Here is a 25,844-nt window from a genome sequence, read left to right on the forward strand (position 1 = left end):
CGGTTTCCCGAGAGTGGTAACCCACGCTCCGTGGCCGGTTCCGGCCATATCGTGATGAAGGGCGCGATCCGCAGAAAAACAATCACGAGTGCTTGTTTTTTCATGTGTCCGGTGTCACTCTCATCACCATGACCGCTACGCCCTCGCTGTGGGTCGGCAACGCCTCCGGTTTCTACGGAGACCGCCTCAGTGCCGTCCACGAGATGCTCACCGAAGGACCGGTCGACGTCCTCACCGGTGACTACCTGGCCGAACTCACCATGGCCATCCTCGGTCGGGACCAGCTCGCCGACCCCGCGCGCGGCTACGCCAGGACCTTCCTGCGGCAGATGCACGACAGCCTCGCCCTCATCCTGGAGCGCCGCGTCAAGGTCGTCACCAACGCCGGCGGCCTCAACCCCCAGGGCCTGGCCGACCGGCTCACCGAACTCGCCGAATCCCTCGGCTTCGACCCCCGCATCGCCTACGTCACCGGCGACGACCTGCTGCACCGCGCCGAGGAACTGGGCCTGGACGGGCCCCTCACCGCCAACGCCTACCTGGGCGCGTTCGGCATCGCCGCCTGCCTGGACGCCGGGGCCGACATCGTCGTCACCGGCCGGGTCACCGACGCCTCCCTCACCGTCGGCCCCGCCATCTCGCACTTCGGCTGGACGCGCGAGGACCTCGACGCCCTGGCCGGGGCCACCGCCGCCGGGCACGTGATCGAATGCGGCGCCCAGGCCACCGGCGGCAACTACGCCTTCGCCGACGACCTGCTGCGCGAGGGGTACGACCTGGACCGGCCCGGCTTCCCGGTCGCCGAGATCCACGCCGACGGCTCCGCGGTCATCACCAAGCACCCCGGCACCGGCGGCGCCGTCACCACCGGCACCGTCACCGCCCAGCTGGTGTACGAGATCGCCGGAGCCCGCTACCCCGGCCCCGACGTCACCACCCGCCTGGACACGGTCCGCCTCGAACAGCAGGGCCCCGACCGGGTGCGCCTGTACGGGGTCCGCGGGGAGGCCCCGCCGCCCGACCTCAAGGTGGGACTCACCGGCCTCACCGGCTTCCGCAACGAGGTCGACCTGCTCATCACCGGCCTGGACGCCCGGGACAAGGCCGCCCTGGCCGAGCGCCAGCTCCGTGCCGCCCTGGCCCGGCGCCGCCCCGAGGAACTGCGCTTCGAGTTCGTCCCCGCCGCCGACCCCCACGGCGACACCCAGGACGCGGCCACCGCCCGGCTGCGCGTCACCGCCCGCGACCACGACCCCGCGGTCGTCGGCCGGTCCTTCGGGGCCGCCGCCGTGGAACTGGCGCTGTCGGGCTACGCCGGGTTCCACCTCACCGCCCCGCCGCGCGACGCCCGCCCCGACGGGGTGATCGCGAGCCACGCGTTCGTGCCCGCCGCGGAGGTCGAGCACACCGCGATCCTGCCCGACGGCGACCGCCTGGTCATCGTCCCCCCGGAGACCACCCGGCCGCTGGAAGAGGTCCCCGAGCCCCCGCTGCCGCCGCCGCTGCCCGAGGGACCCGTGCGCGAGGTCCCGCTGGGACTGGTCCTGGGCGCCCGCAGCGGCGACAAGGGCGCCGACGCCAACCTCGGCGTCTGGGCCCGCGACGACGGGGGCTGGCGCTGGCTCGCCCACCGGCTCACCGTCGACCTGCTGCGCGAGCTGCTCCCCGAGACCGCCGACCTCAAGGTCACCCGCCACCTGCTGCCGCACCTGCGCGCCGCCAACTTCTGGATCGAGGGCGTGCTCGCCCCCGGCACCGCCCGCCGCGAAGGCCTCGACCCGCAGGCCAAGGGCCTGGGCGAGTGGCTGCGCGCCCGCCGCCTGCCGCTCCCGGTGTCCCTCCTGGCCGCCCCCGCGCCCGCCCCCGGCCCGCCCGTGACCGTCCGCCCCGAGAAGGCCCCACCGGCCGAGCCCGACCTCCGGAACGCACAGGGCGGTGGAACGGTCGGGTCCGACCGCCCGAGCACCCCCGGGGAGGCCCGCCCGTGACCGTGCTCAGCAGCCGGATCGACACCGGATCCGCCGAGTTCGCCGAGGCCCGCGCGGCCATGCTCGGCAAGCTCGCCGAGATCGACGCCGAACACGCCAAGGCACTGGCCGGGGGCGGCGACAAGTACGTCGAACGCCACCGCTCCCGCGGCAAGCTCACCGCCCGGGAGCGCATCGAGCTCCTCCTCGACGAGGGTGCGCCCTTCCTCGAACTGTCACCGCTGGCGGGCTGGGGCAGCGAGTACACCGTCGGCGCGAGCCTCGTCACCGGCGTCGGCGTGGTCTCGGGGGTCGAGTGCGTCATCGTGGCCAACGACCCCACCGTCCGCGGCGGCGCCAGCAACCCCTGGACCCTGCGGAAGTCCCACCGGGCCGGGGAGATCGCCGCGCAGAACCGGATGCCGATGATCAGCCTGGTGGAGTCCGGCGGCGCCGACCTGCCCTCCCAGAAGGAGATCTTCATCCCCGGCGGGCGCACCTTCCGCGACCTCACCCGGCTGTCCGCCGACGGCGTCCCCACCGTCGCCCTGGTGTTCGGCAACTCCACCGCGGGCGGCGCCTACATCCCCGGCATGAGCGACCACGTCGTCATGGTCCGCGACCGCGCCAAGGTGTTCCTCGGCGGCCCGCCCCTGGTCAGGGCCGCCACCGGCGAGGAGAGCGACGACGAGTCGCTGGGCGGCGCCCGCATGCACGCCGAGGTGTCCGGCCTGGCCGACCACCTCGCCCAGGACGAGCACGACGCACTGCGCATCGGCCGCCGCATCGTCGCCCGGCTGGGCCACCGCAAGGCCGGGCCCGCCCCCGCGGCGGACGCCCGCGAACCGCTGTACCCGGCCGAGGACCTCGTCGGCGTCATGCCGCCCGACCTGAAGGTCCCCGTCGACCCCCGGGAGATCATCGCCCGCATCGTCGACGGCTCGGAGTTCGACGAGTTCAAGCCCGCCTACGGCGCCGGACTCGTCACCGGCTGGGCCGACCTGCACGGGTACCCCGTCGGCGTCCTCGCCAACGCCAACGGGGTGCTGTTCAGCGCCGAGGCCCACAAGGCCACCCAGTTCATCCAGCTCGCCAACCGCGCCCACACCCCGTTGGTGTTCCTGCACAACACCACCGGCTACATGGTCGGCCGCGAGTACGAGCAGGGCGGCATCGTCAAACACGGCTCGATGATGATCAACGCCGTCTCCAACAGCACCGTCCCCCACTTCTCGGTGCTGGTCGGCGCCTCCTACGGGGCCGGGCACTACGGCATGTGCGGCCGCGCCTACGACCCCAGGTTCCTGTTCGCCTGGCCCAGCGCCCGCTCCGCCGTCATGGGCCCCCGCCAGCTCGCCGAGGTGCTGTCGATCGTCGCCCGCCAGGCCGCGGCCCGCAAGGGGCAGCCCTACGACGAGGAGCAGGACGCCCTGGTCCGGCAGATGGTCGAGGGGCAGATCGAGGCCGAGTCCCTGCCCCTGTTCCTGTCCGGGAGGGTCTACGACGACGGCGTCATCGACCCCCGCGACACCCGCACCGTCCTGGGACTGTGCCTGTCCTTCGCCCACAACGCCCCGGTGCGCGGCACCGACCGCTTCGGCGTCTTCCGAATGTGAGGGCACCCGTGACCACCACCCCACCCGAACACCCCCGCCCCGTCGAGACGCTGCTGGTCGCCAACCGCGGCGAGATCGCGCGCCGTATCATGCGCACCTGCCGCACCCTGGGCATCGGCACCGTCGCCGTGCACGCCCCCGGCGAGGAGACCGCCGCCCACGTCGCCGAGGCCGACACCGCCGTCCCCCTACCGGTCCCCGCCGGGGGCGGGCCCGTGGACGCCTATCTCGACCCCGACGCGATCGTGGCCGCGGCCCGCACCGCCGGGGCCGACGCCGTCCACCCCGGCTACGGCTTCCTGTCCGAGAACCCGGCCCTGGCCCGCGCCGTCACCGCCGCCGGGCTCACCTGGGTGGGACCCGGCGCCGACGCCATCGAGGGCATGGGCTCCAAGACCCGCGCCAAGGAGACCGCCCGTGCCGCCGGGGTCCCCGTCGCGGCCGCACTGGACCCCGCCGACGTGCGCACCGAGGACCTGCCCGTCCTGGTCAAGGCGTCCGCGGGAGGCGGCGGCCGGGGCATGCGCGTGGTCCGCGACCTCGCCGACCTGCCCGCCGCGGCGGCCGCCGCCCGCGCCGAGGCCGCCGCCGCGTTCGGCGACCCGGCGGTGTTCTGCGAGCCGTACGTGGAGCGCGGCCGCCACATCGAGGTGCAGATCCTCGCCGACGCCCACGGCACCGTGTGGGCCGTCGGCGAACGCGACTGCTCGGTGCAGCGTCGCCACCAGAAGGTGATCGAGGAGGCCCCCGCCCCCGGACTGCCCGAGGACGTGCGCCGCGACCTGCACGAGGCCGCCCGCGTCCTGGCCCGCGCCATCGGCTACGCCGGCGCCGGGACCGCGGAGTTCCTCGTCCCGGTCCGTCCGCCCGCGGAAGGGGGCGGCCGTGCGTTCGGCACGCCCGTGTTCCTGGAGATGAACACCCGGCTCCAGGTCGAGCACCCCGTCACCGAATGCGTCACCGGCCTGGACCTGGTCGAATGGCAGATCCGGATCGCCGAGGGCGAACCGCTGCCCGCCGACGGGCCGCCCCCGCCCGTCGGCCACGCCGTGGAGGCCCGCCTCTACGCCGAGGACCCGCGGCAGGGGTGGCGGCCGCGCACCGGCGTGCTCACCGCGTTCGACGTCCCCGCCGCCACCGCGCGCTTCGACCGGCCCGCCGGGCCCGGGGTGCGCCTCGACTCCGGGGTGGCGGCCGGAGACACCGTCGGCACCGACTTCGACCCCATGCTCGCCAAGGTCGTCGCCCACGGCCGCGACCGCCGCGACGCCCTGCGCCGCCTGGCCGCCGCCCTGGCCGGGGCCCGCGTCCACGGTGTGGCCACCAACCGCGACCTGCTCGTGCGAGCCCTGCGCCACCCGGTGTTCGCCCAGGCCGCCGAACGCCCCTGGGAACTGCACACCGGTCTCCTCACCGGGGACCGCCTCACCGCGCTGGCCACCCCGCTGGCCGCCCCCGACACCGAGGAACTCGCCGCCCTCGCCGCCGCACTGGTCCGCGCCGAGGCCTCCCGCGGCAGCGGACCCCTGCCCGCCGGAATCCCCGCGCACTGGCGCAACCTGCCCTCCGGGGCGCAACTGCGCCGCTACACCACCGATGACGGGCGCGAGGTCACTGCGGCCCACCGCGCCGTCCGCGGCGTCCCCGTCCCCGAACGGCCCGGCGTGCGCGTCCGTTCGGTGGCCGTGGGACGGGTCGTCGCTGAGGCGGACGGGGCGCTCCGCGGCGCGCCCGTTCCCGGGCGACCGGCCGACCCGGAGACGGCCGTGTCCGGGCGACCGGGCACCGCGGGGCGGGCCGTGCTGGAGGTGGACGGGCTGGTCCGGACGTTCGAGGTCCGCACCGCGGGCGGCCGGATCCACGTCGACACCCCGCACGGGTCCGTCGCCCTCACGCCCGTCGACCCCCTCCCCGCACCCGAGGCCGCGGTGGACCCCGGGGCGCTGCCCGCGCCCATGCCGGGCACCGTCACCTCCGTCGACGTCGCCGTGGGGGAGAAGGTCCGCGCCGGGCAGACCCTGCTGCGGATGGAGGCCATGAAGATGGAGCACCGCATCACCGCGCCCGCCGCCGGCGCCGTCCGGGAGATCCCGGTCGCCGCCGGGAGACGGGTCACCGCCGGAACACCCCTCGCCGTACTCGACTACGAAGGACAGGACAGCAGATGACCGGGGCCATGACCTTCAACGAACCCCCCGAACGCGTCGAACTGCGCGCGGTGGTCTCCGCGTTCGCCGCCGACTACGGGTCCGCGTACTACCGGGCCAAGGCCAAGGAGGACGCCTACCTCACCGAACTGTGGAAGGCGGCGGGCGAACTCGGCTACCTCGGCGTCAACCTCCCCGAGGAGTACGGCGGCGGAGGCGGCGGCATCGGCGACCTGGCCGCCGTCCTGGAGGAGCTCAGCGCCGCCGGGTGCCCGACCCTCATGATGGTCGTCTCCCCGGCCATCTGCGGCACCGTCCTGTCCCGCTTCGGCACCCCCGGACAACGCGAGCGCTGGCTGCCCGGGATCGCCGCCGGCGAGACCATCATGGCCTTCGCCATCACCGAACCCGACGCCGGGTCCAACTCCCACCGGATCACGACCACCGGCCGCCGCGAGGGCGACCAATGGGTCCTCAACGGGCGCAAGACCTTCATCTCCGGGGTGGACGTCGCCGACGCGGTCCTCGTGGTGGGCCGTGTCCAGGACGAGGCCACCGGCAGGCTCTCCGCCGCCCTGTTCGTCGTGCCCACCGACACCCCCGGGTTCGAGAAGCACCGCATCGAGATGGACCTGGTCAGCCCCGACCACCAGTACCAGCTGTTCCTCGACGACGTCCGGCTGCCCGCCGACGCCCTGGTCGGCGACCCCGATGCCGGGCTCCTGCAACTGTTCGCCGGGCTCAACCCCGAACGCATCATGGCCGCCTCCCTGGCCGTCGGCAGCGCCCGGCACGCCCTCGACAAGGCCGTCGCCTACGCCAAGGAACGCACCGTGTGGCGGGACACCCCCATCGGAGCCCACCAGGGCCTGGCCCACCCCCTCGCCCAGGTCAAGATCGAGCTGGAACAGGCCCGGCTGATGACCCAGCACGCCGCGTTCCGTTACGATTCCGGCGACGACGCGGGGGCGGGCGAGGCGGCCAACATGGCCAAGTACGCCGCGGCGGAGGCGTGCGTGCGGGCCATCGACCAGGCCGTGCAGACCCTCGGCGGCAACGGCCTGGCCAGCGAGTACGGGCTGGGATCGGCGATCGCCAGCGCACGCCTGGCGCGGATCGCCCCGGTCAGCCGGGAGATGGTCCTCAACTACGTGGCACAGCAGTCCCTGGGCCTGCCCAAGTCGTACTGATCAGGCCGAGTCCGTACTGATGCGGGGGCGGGCGCACGGAGCCCGGGCGTCCGCACAGCGGTGAGCGAGGGGGCGACGGGTGGGGACCGCAGCGGAGCGCGAACCCAGACAGGAACGCAGCCGGGCCACCCGTGCCCGGCTGCTGGAGGCGGCCGTGGGCCGTCTGGCCGGGCACGGGGTGGCCGGAGCCACCGTCGGAGCGGTCGCCGAGGCGGCCGGGGTGTCCCGGGGGGCGGCACAGCACCACTTCCCGACCCGCGAGGACCTGTTCCTCGCGGTCATGCGGCACATGCTCGACGCCCGGGGCGCGGAGCTGCGCCGCCGTCTCGCCGAGGTCCCCGAGGGGCCCGGGCGCACCGAGGCCGTGGTGGAGGTGGCCGTGGACGCCTTCACCGGGGACGACTTCCGGGCCGCCCTGCAACTGTGGGCGGCCGCCGCCAGCGACCCCGCCCTGCGCGAGAGCGTCGTCCCGATGGAGGAGCAGGTGGGGCGCGAGTTGCACCGGGCGGCGGTGGAGCTGCTGGGGGCGGACGAGTCCCGTCCCGGGGTGCGCGAGGCCGTCCAGGCCACCCTCGACCTGGCCCGCGGACTGGGGCTGGCCAACCTCCTCACCGACGACACCGCACGTCGCAGGCGCATCGTGCGCCAGTGGGCCGGGATGCTCGACACGGTCCTGGCCGGATGAGGCCGCGTATCCGGGCCGCCCGCGATGGCGGTGCCCCGAAAGCGGTGATTATCATCGGAAGCCCGGTCGTCACCCAACGTGCCGACCCCCGGCGGCCCGGCCCCGGGAGAACACGATCCCCGAGAAAACAGGTTCACAACAGGAAAAGGCGGTGGACAGGTGAGCGCGGACGCGGGCAGGGACATCCCCACCCTGGCCAGGAGTGCGCTGGACGCCTTCGCTGAGAGCGCCGCGCGCCGCAGGGACCGGGACGCGCTCATGGACGAGGCCTTCGCCGCCCTGTTCGACCTCTACCGGGCGACCGACCGCGCCGCACGGCAGTCGCCCGCGGGCCGCGAGTTCACGTCCACCCTCGCCGAGCTGCTGGTCAGCGGCAACAACCCCGACCGGCTCGGCCTGTACGTGGTGCGCAGCCAGACCGCGGCGGAGAACGGCCGCTACGAGGGCTACCGGCCCGCCTGCTGGCGCCGGTCCATGCTCCAGATCCTCGCCGAGGAGTTCGTGCCCTGGCGCGAGTTCCTGCGCCAGGAGGACCTGGAGGCCGTGGTGCGCATCGACGACGCCCTGGAGGCGGTGGCCGAGACCGCGGTGTCCGCCGCCGACGAGGAGGTGCCCGACTGGGTGCCCGAGTCGCACTGGTGGTGGTGGGAGCCCGCCCGCAAACGCGGCGAGCAGGCCCCCGAGCGGTTCGACAGCGGCCCGCTGGACGCCGTCATCGAGTAGGCCGACGGTGTCGCGTGCCGGTGTCCGATGCCCGATCTTCGGTGCCCGGTGGGCGGCGCCGGGATCCGTGCCGGCGGTCCCGATGGCACACCGGCGGCGCCCCGGGCGGGGCCCGCGGTGCCGGGCTGCCCCGGGGCCGCCCGGCACGGGTGTTCTTCCGGGCGCGGCCGGTGCGGTCAGGCGGCGGAGCCCGGTGCCCCGGTGCGGGCGGCGATGATGTCGCGGTAGCGGGCGAAGGAGTCCTTGGGCGTGCGGACCTGGGTGTCGTGGTCCACGTGCACCAGGCCGAACCGCTGGTGGTAGCCCTCCGCCCACTCGAAGTTGTCGGTGAGCGTCCACACGAAGTAGCCGCGCACGTCCGTCCCCCGTGCTCGGGCCGCGTCCACGGCGGCGATGTGCGACTCCAGGTAGGCGATGCGCTCGGGGTCGGCCACCCGGCCGTCGGCCACCGTGTCCTCGCGCGAGCAGCCGTTCTCGGTGACGTACAGCGGCGGCAGCGCCTCGCCGTACCGCTCCGACAGCCCCACCAGGGTGTCGGTCAGCCCCTCGGGGACCACCGGCCACCCGAACGCCGTCGTGGGCACCCCCGTGATCTCGCCCAGTGCGAACGGCAGCCCCGCACCCTCGTCCGGCGCCAGGACCAGGCTCGGGTTGTAGTAGTTGACGCCGATGCCGTCCGCGCTGCCCGCGATGACCGCCAGGTCCCCTTCGTGCACCCCCGGCACCTCCGCGGCGCCGAACGCCGACAGGTCCGGGTAGGAGCCCAGCAGCACCGGGTCGGCGAACAGCCGGTTGTGCAGGGCGTCGTAGGCCGCCCCCGCCGCCAGGTCGGCCCCGGTCGGGTCCTGCGGGGCGCGCACCGGGGTCAGGTTGTTGGTGAGCAGCGCCTCCAGCCCGCGTGAGCGCAGCTCCGCCGCGGCCAGGCCGTGGGCGAGCAGCAAGTGGTGCGCCACCGTCAGGAGTTCGGGGACCTCCAGGGTGAGGCCCGGGGCGTGGTTGCCGAACGCGTGCCCGTAGGCCATGTGGACCACCGGCTCGTTCAGGGTGATCCACCTCGGGACGCGGTCGCCCAACCGGTCGGCGACCACCGCCGCGTAGTCGGCGAACGCCCGCGCGGTGTCCCGGGCCGACCAGCCGCCCGCGTCCTGTAGGGCCTGGGGCAGGTCCCAGTGGAACAGGGTCGGGAACGGGGTGATGCCCCGCTCCAGCAGGGCGTCGACCAGCCGCTCGTAGAAGTCCAGGCCCGCCTTGTTCACCGGTCCGGTGCCCTGCGGCACCACCCGCGGCCAGGCGATCGAGAAGCGGTAGGCGTTCACGCCCAGCCGGTCGAGCAGGTCCACGTCCTGCGGCCAGCGGTGGTAGTGGTCGCAGGCCACGGCCGGGCTGTGGCCGTCGCGGACGGCGCCCGGCCGGGCGGCGAAGGTGTCCCAGATCGACGGGGCGCGGCCGTCCTCGGCCGGGGCGCCCTCCACCTGGAACGCGGCCGAGGCCACACCCCACAGGAACGGTGACGACATACGGATCCGCCTTTCGTACGCGGGTGCCCTTCCGGCGACCGGACGGTCCGGGGCCGGGGGCGGGAGGGAACGGGGGTCGAAACGGTACGGGTCGGGGTGGTGCGGGATCGGGTGTGCGGGTGCTGCGTGGTGGTGCGGGGCCGGGCGTGTGGAGTCCGAGGGGCGTGGGGCCGGAGTGCTGCGGGGACGGGGTCTGAGAGTGCGCGGGGGTGCGGGATCGGGCGTGTGGAGTCCGAGGGGCGTGGGGCCGGAGTGCTGCGGGGACGGGGTCTGAGAGTGCGTGGTGGTGTGGGATCGGGCGTGTGGGGTCCGAGGGGCGTGGGGCCGGGGAGGCGTGGGGCCGGGCGTGTGGGTGCTGAGGGGTGTGGGGTCGGGGTGGTGCGGGTGCGGGGTCTGAGAGTGCGTGGTGGTGTGGGATCGGGCGTGTGGGGTCCGAGGGGCGCGGGTCGGGGCGGCGTGGGGCCGGGCGTGTGGGTGCGGGGTTCGAGGGACGAGGATGTGGGCTCAGGCCACCCCCTTGATGCGCCACACCAGGACGGCGCCCAGCAGGGTCAGCAGGCCGCAGACCGTGTACAGGACCGGGTAGCCGCCCAGGTACACCACGATCGGACCGGCCAGCGCCGGGGCGATGACCTGCGGCCCGGCGCTGGCGATGTTCACGATCCCCAGGTCTTTGGCACGGCCCTCCGCGGCCGGGAGGACCTCGGTGACCAGGGCGTTGTCCACCGACAGGTAGATGCCGAACCCGACGCCCAGCACCACCGCGGACGCGATCGTCACCGGCCAGGTCGGGAACAGCGCCACCAGGAACGCCGGGAGCGCGCACACCACCCCCGACACGCACACCGGGCCGCGACGCCGTCCCCAGCGGTCGGAGAGCATGCCCGCGACCACGGTGGTCGCCACCACCGCGGCCGTGTAGACCAGGATCAGCAGGAGCAGGCCGTCGGCGGCGGAGGAACCGGGGAAGAGTTCCTCGTAGCCGATGCCGTCGCGCAGGAAGTACAGCAGGTAGAGGGTGAACATGGCGTTGCCGGTCTGCATGAGGAACCGGGTGAGCCAGGCCCACGCGAAGTCCGGGTGGCGGCGCGGCGACACCCAGAGACCGCGGCCGAGTTCACGCCAGGGCGGACGGGCCCCGCGCGGCAGCGGGGGATCCGGCGACAGCAGGGCGAAGGGCAGGGCGCAGGCGATGAGGAGCACGCCGATGAGCGTGTAGCCCGGGGAGATGCGGGTGACGACCACGGTCACCAGCACCACGGCGACCACCACACCCGCGGACTGGGGGATGCCGACCCAGCCGGAGACCGCGCCGCGCTGGCGGACCGGGACGCGGTCCGGGATGGCGGCGAGCAGGGTGGCGTTGAGCAGGGACAGGGCCACTTGGACGAGCGACCAGCCGACGAGTACTCCCGTGACGGTGTCCTGGCGGCCCAGGACGATCAGGCCGATCCCGCCCAGGACGGCGCCGAGCAGCACCCACGGGCGGCGGCGGCCCAGGGGCCCGACGGTGCGGTCGGACAGTGCTCCGGCCAGAGGGGTGCCGAGCGTGGCCATGAGGGCGCCGACGCCGGTGACCCAGGCCAGGGCGGTCTCCTTGCTCTCCGGGACGATCACTCCGACCTGCTCGGGGAGGAGGACCTGGAGGGGGCCGAAGAACGCCATCCACATGCCGAGGTTGGCCAGGCTGATGCCGGTCACCCACAGGGCGCCGACAGGGGCGGTGGGCTCGGCGAGGGCCTCGGGGATCGGGTCTGAGGCGGTACCGGGGGCCGGTGCTCCGGGGGCGGAGGCGGGGCGTTCGGAGGGCGGGGGCGCGGGGGGTGTGCGCACGGATCACCTGCCTAACGTGAATTGTCTTCATGTTAGGTGCGTCACAGGCGCGGATGGAAGTCCGGAGGGGCATCTCCCGCCATTGGTCAAACTTGATTAGTGGGAGGGGGTGGGCTAGGCTCGTGCCATTGATCAAACTTGACTACTCATGTGGGTGCGGCGCCGGGGAGTCGGTGGCCCGGATGCGTGCCGTCGGGGTCGCTGAGGGGTGTCGGGGCGGTCGGTGTGCGTGGTGCTCGTGGAGAGCGGTGTCGCGGTTGATGTCGAGCTCTCGGGCGGCCTCGGTGACGTTGCCGGTCTCGGTCACCGGTTCCGGGAAGCGTTCCCGCAGTCGGGCCGGTTCCTGCCCGGTGAACGACATGGTGGTCGCAACCTCCCTGAATGCCAGGGTGTCGCGACCACCACTGGAACCCGAGGACCACCGGGGCCGCCCGCGCCCCGGCCCCGCGCCGGGTCCCGCGCCGCCGGGTCAGGCCGGGGACTCGCCGATGCGCCAGGCCGCCATGAGCTCCGGGTTGTCCTCGGCGAACACGCCCTTGAAGGGGTTCCCGCCCTCGCCCGCGAACGAGTGCGCGCCCGCCTCGATGCGCTCCATCAGCCGCCGCGTCCACTCCGTCTCGGCGCGGCCCACGGCCAGCCACATGTCCATGATCTCGCCGATGTGCCCCATGGTGTCGGCGTACTCGGCGGGGACGTAGTGGGTGCTGACCGAGTCCTGCCAGTTCTTCAGCCCCTCCTCGCGAACGCTCAGCAGCTCGACCACCTCGTGGCGGGGCAGGTCCACCATGAACCCCAGCCCGGCCGAGAGCATGTCCCGCCGCTCGTCGTGCGAGGACAGCGCCCGCCGCAGCAGCGAGAAGTACTCCTCGACGCCCTCCGGGGTGAGCTCGTACTCGGTGCGGGGCGGCCCGCCCACGGTGGAGGGCGCCGTGTCGTGCGCGCGCAACAGGCCCTGCTTGGCCAGCTGCTTCAGGGCGTGGTAGATCGAGCCGGGCTTGGCGTTGGACCACTCGTGGGCACCCCAGAACTCCAGGTCGTTGCGCACCTGGTAGCCGTGCGCCCGGCCGTGCAGGCGGACCGCCCCCAGGACCAGCAACCGGATGGCCGACATGCCGTACCCTCCCCGTTCAGCACAGGAAAACTAATCAACTTTGACTACTCTATCCGACGGGTGCGGCGGGTGCCCGGCGCCGCACCCCCCGCTCACCCGCGGGCCGGGGCCGCGTCGCCCTGCCGCGCGTGCTCGGCGCCCAGCGCGATCGGCGCCGCCAGCCACTCGTCGCGCAGTCCGAACGCGTCGACCAGCTGCACCGCGTACGGCCGCAGCCCCCGGCACAGGTCGTCCACCGCCCGCGTCACCGCCTTGGTCCGCGCCGTCGACAGCCGCTCGTGCTCCAGGAACCAGGCGCGGTCCTCCTCGATCACCGACATCACGTACAGGTCGCACACCCGGTTGAGCAGCTTGGCCGTGGACTTGTCGCCGCACCGGTCGATCCCGGCCACGAACGCCTCCAGCACCACCCGGTCCATGTGCGCCCGTCCGGCGGCCAGCACGTGGTCCTGGGCCCGGTTGAACACCTCGAACGCGTCACTGCCGTCCTTCTTGGCGCGGCGCAGCCGCCCGGCCAGCCCCTCGATGATGTGCTTCTCCCGGTCCTCGAACAGCTCCAGGTGCCAGCCGCGGTTGTACAGGTCGGCGTCGTCGTGCCCGGGGGAGGCCGCGATGAGCCGGTCGATCAGCGGGATCGCCGCGGTCCGCTCGATCACCGTCTCGAACACCTTGCCCGCCATGAACCGGGCCAGCCCCATCGTGTCCAGGTCGCCGAACGAGTCCTTGAAGTTGGTCAGCAGACCCTTGGTGAGCTGTTGCAGCAGGACCGTGTTGTCGCCCTCGAAGGTCGTGAAGATGTCGGAGTCGGCCTTGAGCTGCGGGATGCGGTTCTCCGCCAGGTACCCGGCGCCGCCGCACGCCTCCCGGCAGGTCTGGATGGCGGCGGTCGCGTGCCAGGTGGAGACGGCCTTCAGCCCGGCCGCCCGGGACTCCAGTTCCCGTTGGGCGTGCTCGTCGCGGCGCGGCGCCCGCGACAGCTCGTGCAGCCGTGTCACCAGCTCCTCCTGCGCGAAGTGCAGGGCGTAGGTGCGGGCCAGCGCCGGCAGCAGCTTGCGCTGGTGCGCCAGGTAGTCGAGGATGCGCACCTCCTGCTCGGGTGCGCCGTCGCCGCCGGGCCGGGTGAACTGGCGCCGGGTGTCGGCGTAGCGCAGCGCGATGGTCAGTGCGGCCTTGGCGGCGCTGCCCGCGCCCCCGGCCACGCTGATGCGGCCGCGGATCAGGGTGCCGAGCATGGTGAAGAACCGCCGGTCGGGGTTCTGGATGGGACTGGAGTAGGTGCCGTCGGGCGCCACGGTGCCGTACCGGTTGAGCAGGTTGGTCCGGGGCACCCGCACGCCGTCGAACCACAGCCGGCCGTTGTCCACCCCGTTGAGCCCGGCCTTGGGGCCGCAGTCCTGGATCCGCACCCCGGGCATCGGGTTCCCGTCCTCGTCGCGGATCGGCACGAGCAGGGCGTGCACCCCGTGCTCACCGCCGTCGGCGCGCAGCTGGGCGAACACGACCGCCATGCGACCGTCCCGGGCGGCGTTGCCGATGTAGTCCTTGCGCGCCGACTCGTCGGGGGTGTCGATCACGAACTCTTCGGCGACCGGGTCGTAGGTGGCCGTGGTGCGCAGGTTCTGCACGTCCGAGCCGTGGCCGGTCTCGGTCATCGCGAAGCAGCCGGGCAGCTCCACCGACATGACCCGGGGCAGGTACTCGGTGTGGTGCCGCTCGGTGCCCAGGGCGCGGATCGCCCCGCCGAACAGGCCCCACTGCACGCCCATCTTCACCATGAGCGACATGTCGGCGACGAGCATCTCGAAGGCCACCACGGAGGCGCCGATGTCGTCCGCGCCGCCCACCGAGGCGGGGAAGCCGTACGCGGGCAGGTCGGTCTCGGCCAGCGCGAGCAACTGCTTCAGGGTGCGCTCGCGGTGCTCCTCGACGGACAGGCCGTACACGGGGGCGTACCGCTCTCCCTGGAGAACGTCACGGGCGCGTTCGCGCACGTGGGCCCACCGGCCGTCCAGAAGGCCGCGGAGTTCGGCCTCGTCCACCCGCAACGCCTGTTCGCTCATGTCTTCCCCCTGCTGGTCCTCGTCGACGCGGCCCCCTCGTGCCTACCACCCGCGCGGCCGGAGGGGTCGGGAACACGCCCGGTACGGGCGTGTGGTCCCAACCTAGCCGTACCGGCCATGGAGGTTGATAGCACCCACCCCGGCCGACACAAGCGAAGAGGGCCTTCGGTATCGGTGTGGATCGCGAGATCCACCCCCGGCCACCAGAAGGCCCTCGATGCCCCACACCACCCACGCCAACGCCACCCCCACGCCCGCGGTCCGCCCCGCTCCGGCCCGCTGTGTCGTGGACGACGGCCGGCCGCTGCGCCGGGACGCCTCAGACCCCGGCCCCGTCCGCGCGGGCGGCCGCCGATCCGGTCGGGTCCGGACCGAACGCCGCGCGCACCTCCTGGGCGGTGAGGCCGTAGCGGTCGAGCCCGTACCGGTGGCCGCCGGGGTTCTTGCGCCGGTCCCGCTGCGTGTACGCGAGCGTGCGGTCCCGGCTGGCCGCGTCGAACTCCTCGCCGAGGATCCGCCAGACGCGTTCGGCCGCCCCGAGCGGGTCGGACGTCAGCTCGTCGTAGGGCAGGTCGATGAAGTGTCCGGGGGCGTGCCCGCTGCGCACCCGGCGGGCGTGCTCGGCGGCCCCCGCCCAGATGTCCAGCCATTCGCGGCCGATCCGGTGCGGGTCCACCCCGTGGCAGTGCAGGCGCATCCCCGCCTCGGTCAGGCTCGCCCAGGACGGCATGGCCCGGGCGGGGTCGCGGTCGGTCAGTACGACCACCGCGTCGGGGAAGACCGACAGCAGGACGTCCAGGTTGGGCAGGTGCAGCGGGGACTTGAGCACCCAGCGCCGTGCGGGCCGCCCCCACTGCAACGCCTGGAGCTGCTGCTTGAGGTAGACGTAGTCGGGGGTGGCGTCACGCTGCTCCAGCCACGCGCGGTAGTCGGGGACGTGGGCGCGGACGTGGTTGTTCAGGCCGTGCGGCAGGAGGAAGACGCACTCCTCCGGTTCCAGCGGGTGCATGGGGTGGATGGTCCCGAACCCCGGGGCCATCGCGTGCATGCCCCGGATCTGTGCCCGCGCCGAGGCCAGGCGCTCGCGCCTGCCCACCGTGCGCTCACCGGGCCGGCCCGTGTCGGGCACCGGGCTCAGCAGCTCCCACAGCATGGGTGCCCGGGCCCGGGTGTGCCGGGCGAGGAGCCCGTGCCCGAACGTGGTGCCCGTCCGGGGCAGGCCGGTGATGAACACCGGCCGGTCGACGGGCTCGGCGGCGACCTCCGGGCGGGCGTCGAGCAGGTGGAGCATGCGCAGGCGAGTCTCCAGCCGCCGCCGGATCTCGCTCTGTAGCGCGAACCGGCCGACCGGGGTGAGGTCGGGCACCGCCTGCCAGGCCTCGTGGAGGAACCTCATGTCCGCGAGGAAGGGTTCGTCGGGGAGCCAGGGCAGGCCGCTGCGGGAGGATGCCGCCCGCAGCGCGGCGTCGAAGGACCCCCCGTCCCCGAACCGCCCCGCGAACGGGGCGAGCAGTGCGTTCACGGGTTCCAACCACCACACGGGGCGCACGCTTTCGGACGGTCTCTCCACCGGTCTCCTCCTTCGGTCGCGGACGGCGGCTACCGGATTGGACCACGGCGGCGGGCGTCGGCGACAGGGGGAGGGGGCTTTCGGTCTTTCGGTCAGGCGCTCACGGAGGTCGCAACGGCGTCGTCCACACGGCGCAGCAGGTCGTCCAGGGAAAGGTCGAGGGCGGCGGCGATGGCGGCGACGGTGAAGAAGGCCGGGGTGGGGATGCGCCCGCCCTCGATCTTGCGCAGTGTCTCCACGGAGATCCCGGCCTGCCGGGCCACGTCCACCATGGTGCGGTCGGCGCGGGCACCGCGCAGCAGCCCGCCGAGCAGGCGCCCGCGTTCGATCTGGGTTTCGGTCAGCGGCTCTCTCACCATGCCGTCGAGTCTAGACGCCCGCCCCGGGTCCCACCGGTATAGGTATCCGATCCCGGAATCCGGAACACGAGTCGGGTGTGCACGTAAAGCACGTGCATGGTCACGTTGCGGATCGAAGGCGTCACGGAAGAAGGCGGGACGTTCTGGTCCGGAGGACGCGGGAGAGCGGGCGGTCCCTCCGAGTGTTCCTCCTCGGCCTGGTGCGGCCCGAGGTCCGCATGTCCCGCGACGCGCGGCCCCGAGGTCCTGCAAAGGCCGTGACGACGGCCTCGGCGCGCAGGGCGGGTCCCCGGTGGCCCCGCCCGCCCAGGTCCTCCAGCGCCGCCGACCCGCCGTTGCCCGACATACCGGTCACCGGTGCACGCGTGCCCATCACCGCTCCCTCCGCCTGCGGAACCCGGCCGACACCACGCTCCGGCCCGGCCCGGCCCGGCCCGGCCCGGCCCGGTCAGGCCAGGCCGGGGACGGCCAGCTCCAGGGTGCCGTTCTCGGCGTCCAACAGGGCCGGGACGCCCAGCGGCACCGTCAGCTGGGCGACGCAGTGCCCCGTCTCCAGGCCCCACAGCACCGGGATCCCCAGCGGGGTGAGGCGGTCGCGCATCAGGTCGGCGATCACCCCCGGGTCCGGCGGGCAGTCGGTCCACGTGCCCAGCACCACCCCGGCCAGGCCGTCCGTCCACCCGGTGCGCAGCAGGTGGGTGAGCATCCGGTCGACCCGTGCCACGTCCTCGCCGACGTCCTCCAGCATGAGGATCCCCCCGGCGGCCGACGCCCGGCTGTGCGGCGTCCCCAGGCCGTCGTTGAGCAGGCTCAGGTTCCCGCCGAACACCACCCCCTCGGCGCGCCCGGGCACCAGCGCGTGCGCGCCCGACGAGGTCAGCACCGTGCGCCGCTCCGGCTCGAACAGGGTCACACGCAGCTCCTCCTGCGCCACCGGGTCGCCCACGAAGTACTTGGTGCCGATCACCGGCCCGTGCACCGTCGCCACGCCCAACTCCACCGCGAACGCCTCGTGCAGCGCCGTGACGTCACTGAACCCGATGAGCGCCTTGGGAGCGGCCGCCCGCAGCGCCGCGAAGTCGAGCAGGTCCAGGGTCCGGTGCGCCCCGTCCCCGCCCCGCACACAGAACACCGCGGCCACGTCCGGGTCGCACCACGCCTCCTGGAGGTCGGCGGCCCGGTCGGCGTCCTCGCCCGCCAGGTACGGCAGCACCGGGTGCCGGTCGCGTACGTGCTCCCCGAACTCCACGGCCAGCCCCCAGCGGCGCAACTCCTCGGCGGCCGACTCCAGCATCGGCTCCGGGACCGGGCTGCACGGCGCCACCAGCCGCACCCGGTCGCCCCTGCGCAGCCGCGGCGGCCGGACCCCCGCCGCCACGCCCTGGTCGGCCACCGTCATCGGTTCCGTCACGCGTCCCCCTTACGGACCTCGGTATCGCGGCGCCCGCCACCGCGGCGAGCGCCCACCCACAACGCTCGGCCGCTCAGGCCCGCAGGAAGCGGTCCAGGGTCCGCACCCCGAACCGCAGCCCCTCCAACGGCACCCGCTCGTCCACCCCGTGCAGCAGCCCCGCGTAGTCCAACCCCTCCGGCTGCCAGGTCGGCGAGAACCCGTAGCAGTCGACCCCCAGGCGCGCGAACACCTTGGCGTCGGTCCCGCCGGACAGGCACACCGGTACCACGTGCGCCCCGGGGTCCTGCTCCAGCAGGGCGGCGCGCAGCGCGGCGAACACGGGCGAGTCCACCGGAGCGGACACCGGCGGTGAGGAGTGCGCGTACTCCCACGCCACCCGGTCCCCGGTGAGCGCGTCCATCGTGCGCTCGAAGTCCGCCCCGGCCCCCGGCAGCACCCGGCCGTCCACCCCGGCGGTGGCCTCGCCCGGGACCACGTTGACCTTGTACCCGGCGGAGAGCATCGTGGGCGCGGCGCTGTTGCGCAGGGCGGGGGAGACCAGCGGGGCGGCCGTGCCCAGCCGGGCCAGCAGCGCCTCCACCGCCTCGTCCGTGTCGGCGTCCCCGGGGGTGCGCGCCACCCCGAGAGCGGCGGCGATCCCGTCCAGGGCGGCCCGCGCCACCGGGGTCGGGTGCAGCGGCCAGCGGTGCCCGGCGATCCGCACGACCGCCTCGGCCAGGGCGGCGACGGCGTTGTCCCGGGGCGGACGCGACCCGTGCCCGGCGGTGCCCTCGGCGCGCAGCGTCAGCCAGGCACTGCCCCGCTCGGCGGCCCCCACCGGGTACAGCCGCACGGTCCGCCCGTCGGCGCCGCGGGCGTACACGGTCTCGCCGCCGCCCTCGCCGATCGCCTCGGTGCAGCCCTCGAACAGGCCCGCGTGCTCGCGGACCAGGAACTCGGCGCCGTGCTCGGCGCTGTCCTCCTCGTCGGCGACGAACGCCAGCACGATGTCGCGGCGCGGCCGCACCCCGGCGCGGGCCCATTCCCGGACGACGGCGGCGACCATGCCGACGGTGTTCTTCATGTCCACGGCGCCGCGCCCCCACAGGGCGGGCAGCCCGGTGACGGGGCAGTCGGCGATCTCCCCCGAGAACGGGGGCACCGTCCAGTCGGCGGCGTCGGCGGGCACCACGTCCAGGTGGCCGTGGACCAGCAGGGCGGGCGCGTTCGGGTCGGTGCCGGGCACCCGGGCCACCACGTTGGCCCGGCGCGGCCTCGACTCCAGCAACACCGGGGTGAGCCCGGCGTCGGTCAGGGCCTCGGCCGCGTACTCGGCGGCGGCCCGCTCGTCCCCCTCGCCCCCGCCCCGGTTGGTGGAGTCCCGGCGGATCAGCTCCCGGGTGAGGGCGACGGCGTCCTCACCGGCCCGGGCGGTGTCGGTGGCGGAGGAGGTGGGGGCCACGGCGCGGCCTTTCTGCGGTTCTGCGGTGCGGGAGGGCGTACGGGGCGGGGACGGCGCGGCGGCCGGTCAGCCGTAGTCCTTCTCCATCGCCTGGGAGATCATCGTGGTGACGGTCTTGAAGCAGCGGATCATCTCGTAGGCGTCCGGCGAGGTGTAGCGGACGCGGCGCGCCCCGGTCCGGGTGACCCCGGGGACGAGGGCAGCGGCCTGCGCCAGGTGGGCGGCGTCCACCTCGACCTCCACGGCCCGGACCGAGGGCTCCGCGGGGTCCAGGCGTCCGGCGAGCAGGGTCGCCTTCGACGCGGCCAGCCGGATGTCCTCGGCGGTGCGCGCGGGCGGGCGGCAGCGGGCCGCGTACCGGCTCACGTACTCCTTGACCGCCACGGTGCGGGCGAACGGCGCGTAGGTCTCGGCGTCCTCGCAGGCGCGGTCGTCGCCGGTGACCAGGATGACCGGGGTGCCGTACTCGGCGACCACGGCGGCGTTGAGCCGCCCCTCGCTCGCCGGCTCCCCGTCCAGCCACACCCCGGTGACGGCGTTGGGCAGGTAGGTGTGGGCGAGCACGCCCTCCTCGCCCGCCCCGCAGTGGTAGCCCAGGAACACGGCGCCGTCGCAGTCGCCGTGCTGGAGGCCCTCCACCATGGACAGCTCTTTGTGGCGGCCGGTGATCATGGTGGCGCGCTCGTCCAGCTCCTCCAGCAGGAGGTTGCGCATGGTGGAGTGGGCCTCGTTGACCAGGACCTCGGTGGCGCCGCCGTCGAACAGCCCCGCCACGGCGGCGTTGACGTCGCTCGTGAACATCGCGCGGCAGCGCTGCCACTGCTCGGTGCCGGGCTCGCAGTCGGCGGGCCAGGTGACGCCGGTGGCGCCCTCCATGTCCGCGGAGATCAGGATCCTCACCCGCCCGACACTAGCTTCCACCGCACTGACCGCGCCAGATGTGGCCGGAACAGGCCTGATCTACCGGTTCTCCCTGATATCCCGGACGTCGCGGGCGGCCTCGCGCACCTCCGCGTCGGGGTCGGCGGCCAGGGTCCGTCCATCGGGTGGGGCCTGCGTTCGAGCAGCCGCCGCGACCCGTACGCGCCGCGCACCCGGCAGCCCGCGCAGGTGCACGGCGGCCGCCCGTGGGCGTCGGGCAGGTAGCGCCAGCCGACCCCCGGGCGCACGGCGCGCACGCTGCGCACCTCGCGGGAGGTGACCGCCCGGGGCACGAACACCTCCCAGCCGCGCGGGTGCTCCAGCGCGGAGACGATCCCCACCGCCCCGGCGGCGGTCGTCCGCCGCCCGGGGCCGCCGTAGTGGCCCGCGAGGACGGGTTCGTCGTCGGGCAGCAGCAGGTGCACGGCGACCGTGACGCGGGTGTCCTTCCACCGGGTGAGTTCACGGAGCCACTGGTGGGTGAGGGTGTAGGAGGGCAGCACCGGGAAGCAGTACACCCCGCGCTCCCCGCCGTGCCCGGGCGCCGCGCGCAACCCGGAGCGCACCGCGCTCCGGGCGGCCGCCAGGTGGACGAACCGTGCCATGCGGGCTCCGAACGGTGGGGGCGAAGGCGGACACGCGGCCGTTCCGGGGCGGTCCGACACCCGGCGGGACGGAGGCCGACCAGGGGGCCCGCCCGGGGTCCGCGGCGGCGCACGACGCCCCCGGGCCGCGGCGGCTCCGGGAGCGTCCGAACCTCTACGGGAGGGCGGGGACCCCTCTACGGGAGGGTGAGGATCTCCGCGCCGGTGTCGGTGATGACCAGGGTGTGCTCGAACTGGGCGGTCCACTTGCGGTCGGCCGTCACGGCCGTCCAGCCGTCGTCCCACATGTCGTAGTCGACCCCGCCCAGGGTGATCATCGGCTCGATCGTGAACGTCATCCCGGGCACCATCACGGTGTCCGCGCGCGGGTCGTCGTAGTGCGGCACCACCAGGCCGGAGTGGAACTCCGGGCCGACGCCGTGCCCGGTGAAGTCGCGGACGACCCCGTAGCCGAACCGCTTGGCGTACGACTCGATGACCCGGCCGATCACGTTGATCCGCCGCCCCGGGCGGCACGCCTTGATGGCGCGCATGGTGGCCTCGCGGGTGCGCTCCACCAGCAGGCGGTTCTCCTCGGACACGTCCCCGGCCAGGAAGGTGGCGTTGGTGTCGCCGTGCACGCCGTCCTTGTAGGCGGTGATGTCGATGTTGACGATGTCGCCGTCGGAGATCACCGTGTCATCGGGGATGCCGTGGCAGATGACCTCGTTGAGCGAGGAGCACAGCGACTTGGGGTAGCCCTTGTACCCCAGCGTGCTCGGGTAGGCGCCGTGGTCCAGCAGGAACTCGTGGCCGATCCGGTCGAGCTCGTCGGTGGTCACCCCCGGCACGATGTGCTTGCCGACCTCCTCCAGCGCCTGCGCGGCGATCCGCCCCGCCACGCGCATCCGCTCGATGGTCTCCGGGGTCTGCACGTCGCCCAGGACGCCTTCCACGGGGTGCTTCCGTCCGACGTACTCGGGGCGGACGATGTGGGAGGGGACCGAACGTTGTGGCGATATGCGCCCGGGAACCAGCGGAGTAGTCATGGACACGGATTGTAGTTCGTGGCACCGACCCGCCGCGGCCGTGCGGGTGTGAGGAACACCCCGCCCCGGGTAGGTGACCGACCAGGAACGAGGAAAGGCGGACGCGGTGGCCGATGTACAGGATGACGGCTGGTGGTACTGCCTCAAGCACAGCACCGTCGAGCACGGGGCGGGCTGCCCCAACCGCGAGCGGCTGGGGCCCTACCCGGACGAGGCGACGGCGGCGCGGGCGCTGACCATCGCGGCCGAGCGCAACAGCGAATGGGAGACCGAGGACGAGGAGGACCGGTGGTGAGGGGGCGCACACCGGATTCCGAACCCGGTTCTGGCAGGATCGGCCCATGACCGAAGTGAGCACACCTGAGACCACCGACATCACCGGGCGCACCATCTCCGTGCTGGGCGGGACGGGCGACCAGGGGCGCGGGCTGGCCCGCCGGTTCGCCCTGGCCGGGCACACCGTGTACCTGGGGTCGCGCAGCGCCGAGCGCGCCGCCAAGGCCGCCGGCGAACTGGTCGGTGCCGAGTCCACCGCGATCGACGTCCGCGGCCTGGACAACGCCGCCGCCGCGGCCGAGGGCGACATCGTCATCGTGGCCGTCCCCTGGGACGGGCACAAGGAGCTGCTGGAGTCCCTGGCCGGTCCGCTGGCGGGCAAGCTCGTGGTGGACTGCGTCAACCCGCTCGGCTTCGACAAGCGCGGCCCGTTCGCGCTGGACGTGCCCGAGGGCAGCGCCGCGGAGCAGGCCGCCGCCGTACTGCCGGACAGCACGGTGGTCGCCGCGTTCCACCATGTGTCGGCGGTGATCCTGCTGGACCCCGCGGTGGAGACCGTGGACCTGGACGTGCTGGTGCTGGGCGAGGACCGGGCCGCCACCGACACGGTGCGGGCCCTGGCCGAGCGCATCCCGGGTGTGCGCGGGGTGTTCGGCGGGCGGCTGCGCAACGCCCACCAGGTGGAGGCGCTCACCGCGAACCTCATCGCGGTCAACCGCCGCTACAAGACCCACGCGGGCATCCGGATCACCGGCCTGTGAACCCGGCGGCGGGGCCGGGGAACGCCCCCCGGCCCCGCACCGTGCCCGGCGGGGCTACGACACCCAGCCCTTGACCTTCTCGATGAGGGCGGCGGGGTCGTCGCCCACCGGGATGACGTTGAGGCTGGTGACCCCGGCGGCGCGGAACGCCTCCACGCGTTCGCGCACGTACGACTCGGGGCCGACCATGTTGGTGAGTTCCACGAACTCCTCCGGGACGGCGGCGGCCGCCTCGTCCTTCTTCCCGTCCAGGTACAGGTCCTGGATCTTCTCGGCCGCCTCCTCGTAGCCGTAGCGGCGGGCGACGGTGTTGTAGAAGTTCTTGCCCTTGGCGCCCATGCCGCCGACGTACAGGGCGATCATCGGCCGCACGAAGTCGAGCAGCTTCTTGGTGTCCTCGCCCTCGCCGATGGCGAGCAGACCGCCCGCGGCGATCTCCAGCCCGCCCAGCGACGGGTCGCGCTTCTCCCGGCCGGCGGCCAGCGCCCCGCCCCACACGGTGTCGGCCTTCTCGGGAATGAACAGGTGGGGGAGCCAGCCGTCGGCGATCTCGGCGGTCATCTCCACGTTCTTGATGCCCAGGGACGCCACGTAGATCGGGATCTCGGAGCGCACGGGGTGGTTGATGATCTTGAGCGGCTTGCCCAGGCCGGTGCCCCGCTCGGCGGGCAGCGGCAGCTGGAACACCGGGCCGTCGTGGGTGAGGCGCTCCTCGCGCTTCCACACCTTGCGACAGATCTCGATGGTGTCGCGGGTGCGGGCCAGCGGCTTGACGTAGGGGACGCCGTGGAAGCCCTCGATGACCTGCGGTCCGCTGGCGCCCAGGCCGAGGATCGCCCGGCCGCCGGACAGGTCGTCGAGCCCGGCGGCGGTCATCGCGATGAGCGTGGGGGTCCGGGTGTACAGGGGCAGGATCGCCGAGCCGATGTTCACGGTCTCGGTGCGGGCGGCGATGTAGCCCATGAGGGTGGCGGCGTCGAAGCCGTACGCCTCGGCGACCCAGACGGTGTCCAGTCCGGCCTTTTCGAGCTCGACCACCTGGTCGACCGCGGCCTTGGGCTCGCCCGAGTACTGGAGCGGCATCGAGATGCGCATGCGTCCTCCCAAGGGCCGGGTGCCCCGGCCCGCGTAGGTGCTGGGATATGAGGCGACTCTACTCCCGAGTACAGTTCGGTTCGTGGCCCGCCTCACATGAATCCAACACCCTCCCGCCCCGAACCGCGCGCCCGGAACGGGGTCCGCCTCCCGAGCCCCTGCCACCCGCCACCGGTGTCCTGCGCGCTCCCGCACCCGCCGCGCACGCGCGGCGGACCGCCCCGGAACGGCGGACGCCGACCGGAGCGGGTGCCCCGGTCGGCATCCGTCTCCTGAGCCTCCGCCACCCGCCGACGGTGTCCTGTGCGCTTCGGCCGCCGCCCGTCCGGGCGGCCCCGCCGTGTTCCCGTATCCGCTGCGCACGCGCGGCGGACCGCCCCGGAACGGCGGACGCCGACCGGAGCGGGTGCCCCGGCCGGCGTCCTGTGGAGGAGGCGACCCCGGAGGGATCAGCTCGCGTACGAGTGCTCGGCGTCGGGGAAGACCCCGTTGACCACCTCGTCGGCGAACGACGACGCCGCGTCGCGCAGCGTCTCGTGCAGGTTGGCGTAGGTCTTGACGAACTTGGCCACCCGCGGGCTCAGCCCGGCCATGTCCTGCCACACCAGCACCTGGGCGTCGGTGGCCTTGCCCGCCCCGATGCCGATGGTCGGGATGTCCAGCTGCTCGGTCACCTGCGCGGCCAGGTCGCTGGGCACGCACTCCAGCACGACCGCGAACGCGCCCGCCCGCTCCAGCTCCTTGGCGTCCTTGAGCAGCCCGGCGGCGGCCTCGCCGCGGCCCTGCACCCGGTACCCGCCCAGCGTGTTCACCGACTGGGGGGTCAGGCCCAGGTGCGCCATCACCGGGATGCCCGCCGACACCAGCAGTTCCACCTGCCGGGCGACGGAGTGGCCGCCCTCCAGCTTCACGGCCTGGGCGCCGCCCTCCTTCATGAACCGGGAGGCGGTCGCCAGGGCCTGCTCGGGGGAGGCCTGGTAGGAGCCGAACGGCAGGTCGGCCACCACCAGCGCCCGCTTGGTGGAGCGGGACACCGCGGCGGTCAGGGGCACCAGCTCGTCCACGGAGATCGGGACGGTGGTGTCGTAGCCGTACACGACGTTGGCCGCCGAGTCGCCGACGAGGAGGACGGGGATGCCCGCCTCGTCGAACACCCGCGCGGTGAGCGCGTCATAGGCGGTCAGCATCGGCCATGCCTCGCCGCGCCGCTTGGCGGCGGCCAGGTCGCGGATGGTGACGCGCCGGTTGGTGACCCCGCCGTAGAGGGCGGAAGGGGTCTTGTCAGTGGTGCTCATGGTGTCTTCCTCCGTTGTCTCGAAGCACCGCGTGGGTGTCCCCGGACGTGTGGACGAAATAGATGTGCGCCGCGCGAACGCGACGGATGTGCGGCCCCGGGGGCCGGGGGCGAACGGGCTCGGGCCGTCCGCCGTCGGCGGTGGGAGGGGTCCGGCCCGCGTGCCGTGTGTGCATCATCGCACGGCCGTGCGCGTCCGCTCCCCTCGGGATACAACCGGAACCGGACCCG

At 73.9% G+C, this 25,844-nt stretch carries 22 protein-coding genes; 8 read left to right on the plus strand and 14 right to left on the minus strand.

Features of this window, described 5'->3' with window-relative positions; all coding sequences use genetic code 11:
• The first annotated feature begins 104 nt into the window (after window positions 1-104).
• The 6 genes from QJS33_RS05745 to QJS33_RS05770 all read left to right on the plus strand — a co-directional run bounded on the left by QJS33_RS05745 (window position 105) and on the right by QJS33_RS05770 (window position 8,328).
• Window positions 105-1,988, plus strand: coding sequence for an acyclic terpene utilization AtuA family protein (locus QJS33_RS05745; RefSeq protein WP_306366796.1), 1,884 nt, complete (start codon window positions 105-107; stop codon window positions 1,986-1,988).
• The gene (locus QJS33_RS05750; RefSeq protein WP_306366797.1) at window positions 1,985-3,583 is read left to right on the plus strand and encodes an acyl-CoA carboxylase subunit beta; all 1,599 of its coding nucleotides are present in this window, start codon (window positions 1,985-1,987) and stop codon (window positions 3,581-3,583) included. Before QJS33_RS05745 ends, QJS33_RS05750 begins: the two co-directional genes overlap by 4 nt.
• 8 nt (window positions 3,584-3,591) lie before the next feature.
• Window positions 3,592-5,751, plus strand: a complete 2,160-nt coding sequence (locus QJS33_RS05755) for a biotin carboxylase N-terminal domain-containing protein (protein ID WP_372339595.1) — start codon at window positions 3,592-3,594, stop codon at window positions 5,749-5,751.
• Entirely contained in the window at window positions 5,748-6,920 is a 1,173-nt protein-coding gene (locus QJS33_RS05760) for an acyl-CoA dehydrogenase family protein (RefSeq protein ID WP_306366798.1), read from the plus strand. Before QJS33_RS05755 ends, QJS33_RS05760 begins: the two co-directional genes overlap by 4 nt.
• 79 nt (window positions 6,921-6,999) lie before the next feature.
• Complete coding sequence (locus QJS33_RS05765) at window positions 7,000-7,605, plus strand: TetR/AcrR family transcriptional regulator (protein WP_306366799.1); 606 nt, start codon at window positions 7,000-7,002, stop codon at window positions 7,603-7,605.
• A gap of 159 nt (window positions 7,606-7,764) precedes the next feature.
• The gene (locus tag QJS33_RS05770) at window positions 7,765-8,328 is read left to right on the plus strand and encodes a hypothetical protein (RefSeq protein ID WP_306366800.1); all 564 of its coding nucleotides are present in this window, start codon (window positions 7,765-7,767) and stop codon (window positions 8,326-8,328) included.
• A gap of 176 nt (window positions 8,329-8,504) precedes the next feature.
• Here the strand turns inward: QJS33_RS05770 and QJS33_RS05775 are convergent, their stop codons facing one another.
• From QJS33_RS05775 to map, 12 genes are all read right to left on the minus strand, one after another.
• Window positions 8,505-9,845 carry a GH1 family beta-glucosidase gene (locus QJS33_RS05775; RefSeq protein ID WP_306366801.1) on the minus strand — a complete coding sequence of 447 codons (1,341 nt, stop codon included), beginning with the start codon at window positions 9,843-9,845 and terminating at the stop codon, window positions 8,505-8,507.
• 504 nt (window positions 9,846-10,349) lie between these two features.
• Window positions 10,350-11,678, minus strand: a complete 1,329-nt coding sequence (locus QJS33_RS05780; RefSeq protein WP_372339596.1) for an MFS transporter — start codon at window positions 11,676-11,678, stop codon at window positions 10,350-10,352.
• Window positions 11,679-11,820: 142 nt separating this feature from the next.
• Window positions 11,821-12,039: a hypothetical protein gene (locus QJS33_RS05785; protein WP_306366802.1), complete on the minus strand. Its 219-nt coding sequence runs from the start codon at window positions 12,037-12,039 to the stop codon at window positions 11,821-11,823.
• A gap of 108 nt (window positions 12,040-12,147) precedes the next feature.
• Window positions 12,148-12,789 carry a PadR family transcriptional regulator gene (locus QJS33_RS05790; protein ID WP_306366803.1) on the minus strand — a complete coding sequence of 214 codons (642 nt, stop codon included), beginning with the start codon at window positions 12,787-12,789 and terminating at the stop codon, window positions 12,148-12,150.
• 92 nt (window positions 12,790-12,881) lie between these two features.
• Window positions 12,882-14,849 carry an acyl-CoA dehydrogenase gene (locus QJS33_RS05795; RefSeq protein ID WP_306366804.1) on the minus strand — a complete coding sequence of 656 codons (1,968 nt, stop codon included), beginning with the start codon at window positions 14,847-14,849 and terminating at the stop codon, window positions 12,882-12,884.
• A gap of 319 nt (window positions 14,850-15,168) precedes the next feature.
• Window positions 15,169-16,419 (minus strand): sulfotransferase, encoded by a 1,251-nt coding sequence (locus tag QJS33_RS05800; RefSeq protein WP_306366805.1) that lies wholly within the window; start codon window positions 16,417-16,419, stop codon window positions 15,169-15,171.
• A gap of 92 nt (window positions 16,420-16,511) precedes the next feature.
• Complete coding sequence (locus tag QJS33_RS05805) at window positions 16,512-16,778, minus strand: helix-turn-helix domain-containing protein (RefSeq protein ID WP_306366806.1); 267 nt, start codon at window positions 16,776-16,778, stop codon at window positions 16,512-16,514.
• 448 nt (window positions 16,779-17,226) lie between these two features.
• Complete coding sequence (locus QJS33_RS05810) at window positions 17,227-18,177, minus strand: LD-carboxypeptidase (protein WP_306366834.1); 951 nt, start codon at window positions 18,175-18,177, stop codon at window positions 17,227-17,229.
• Between the two features lie 85 nt (window positions 18,178-18,262).
• Window positions 18,263-19,633: a M20/M25/M40 family metallo-hydrolase gene (locus QJS33_RS05815; RefSeq protein ID WP_306366807.1), complete on the minus strand. Its 1,371-nt coding sequence runs from the start codon at window positions 19,631-19,633 to the stop codon at window positions 18,263-18,265.
• A 66-nt stretch (window positions 19,634-19,699) separates the two neighbouring features.
• The gene (locus tag QJS33_RS05820; RefSeq protein WP_306366808.1) at window positions 19,700-20,533 is read right to left on the minus strand and encodes a M55 family metallopeptidase; all 834 of its coding nucleotides are present in this window, start codon (window positions 20,531-20,533) and stop codon (window positions 19,700-19,702) included.
• Window positions 20,530-21,159 carry a hypothetical protein gene (locus tag QJS33_RS05825; RefSeq protein WP_306366809.1) on the minus strand — a complete coding sequence of 210 codons (630 nt, stop codon included), beginning with the start codon at window positions 21,157-21,159 and terminating at the stop codon, window positions 20,530-20,532. The genes QJS33_RS05820 and QJS33_RS05825 overlap by 4 nt, the downstream gene beginning before the upstream one ends.
• Before the next feature lie 176 nt (window positions 21,160-21,335).
• Window positions 21,336-22,187, minus strand: coding sequence for a type I methionyl aminopeptidase (gene map, locus QJS33_RS05830; protein WP_306366810.1), 852 nt, complete (start codon window positions 22,185-22,187; stop codon window positions 21,336-21,338).
• Between the two features lie 106 nt (window positions 22,188-22,293).
• Between map and QJS33_RS05835 the strand changes: the two genes are divergently transcribed.
• Window positions 22,294-22,482 carry a hypothetical protein gene (locus QJS33_RS05835; RefSeq protein ID WP_306366811.1) on the plus strand — a complete coding sequence of 63 codons (189 nt, stop codon included), beginning with the start codon at window positions 22,294-22,296 and terminating at the stop codon, window positions 22,480-22,482.
• 46 nt (window positions 22,483-22,528) lie between these two features.
• Window positions 22,529-23,224: an NADPH-dependent F420 reductase gene (npdG, locus tag QJS33_RS05840; protein WP_306366812.1), complete on the plus strand. Its 696-nt coding sequence runs from the start codon at window positions 22,529-22,531 to the stop codon at window positions 23,222-23,224.
• 54 nt (window positions 23,225-23,278) lie between these two features.
• Here the strand turns inward: npdG and QJS33_RS05845 are convergent, their stop codons facing one another.
• Both QJS33_RS05845 and panB read right to left on the minus strand, forming a co-directional pair.
• Window positions 23,279-24,319, minus strand: coding sequence for an LLM class F420-dependent oxidoreductase (locus QJS33_RS05845; RefSeq protein ID WP_306366813.1), 1,041 nt, complete (start codon window positions 24,317-24,319; stop codon window positions 23,279-23,281).
• Window positions 24,320-24,768: 449 nt separating this feature from the next.
• Window positions 24,769-25,614, minus strand: a complete 846-nt coding sequence (gene panB / locus QJS33_RS05850) for a 3-methyl-2-oxobutanoate hydroxymethyltransferase (RefSeq protein WP_306366814.1) — start codon at window positions 25,612-25,614, stop codon at window positions 24,769-24,771.
• Window positions 25,615-25,844: the final 230 nt, after the last annotated feature.

Source organism: Nocardiopsis sp. CC223A (genome assembly GCF_030766825.1).
Taxonomy (GTDB): Bacteria; Actinomycetota; Actinomycetes; order Streptosporangiales; family Streptosporangiaceae; genus Nocardiopsis.

Bases quoted from the DNA above. Each gene is read 5' to 3' on its own strand.
- QJS33_RS05760 (WP_306366798.1), top strand. From the start codon at position 5,748: ATGACCGGGGCCATGACCTTCAACGAACCCCCCGAACGCGTCGAACTG.
- QJS33_RS05775 (WP_306366801.1), bottom strand. From the start codon at position 9,845: ATGTCGTCACCGTTCCTGTGGGGTGTGGCCTCGGCCGCGTTCCAGGTG.
- QJS33_RS05785 (WP_306366802.1), bottom strand. From the start codon at position 12,039: ATGTCGTTCACCGGGCAGGAACCGGCCCGACTGCGGGAACGCTTCCCG.
- QJS33_RS05790 (WP_306366803.1), bottom strand. From the start codon at position 12,789: ATGTCGGCCATCCGGTTGCTGGTCCTGGGGGCGGTCCGCCTGCACGGC.
- QJS33_RS05795 (WP_306366804.1), bottom strand. From the start codon at position 14,849: ATGAGCGAACAGGCGTTGCGGGTGGACGAGGCCGAACTCCGCGGCCTT.
- QJS33_RS05805 (WP_306366806.1), bottom strand. From the start codon at position 16,778: ATGGTGAGAGAGCCGCTGACCGAAACCCAGATCGAACGCGGGCGCCTG.
- QJS33_RS05810 (WP_306366834.1), bottom strand. From the start codon at position 18,177: ATGACGGTGGCCGACCAGGGCGTGGCGGCGGGGGTCCGGCCGCCGCGG.
- QJS33_RS05825 (WP_306366809.1), bottom strand. From the start codon at position 21,159: ATGGCACGGTTCGTCCACCTGGCGGCCGCCCGGAGCGCGGTGCGCTCC.
- map (WP_306366810.1), bottom strand. From the start codon at position 22,187: ATGACTACTCCGCTGGTTCCCGGGCGCATATCGCCACAACGTTCGGTC.
- npdG (WP_306366812.1), top strand. From the start codon at position 22,529: ATGACCGAAGTGAGCACACCTGAGACCACCGACATCACCGGGCGCACC.
- QJS33_RS05845 (WP_306366813.1), bottom strand. From the start codon at position 24,319: ATGCGCATCTCGATGCCGCTCCAGTACTCGGGCGAGCCCAAGGCCGCG.
- panB (WP_306366814.1), bottom strand. From the start codon at position 25,614: ATGAGCACCACTGACAAGACCCCTTCCGCCCTCTACGGCGGGGTCACC.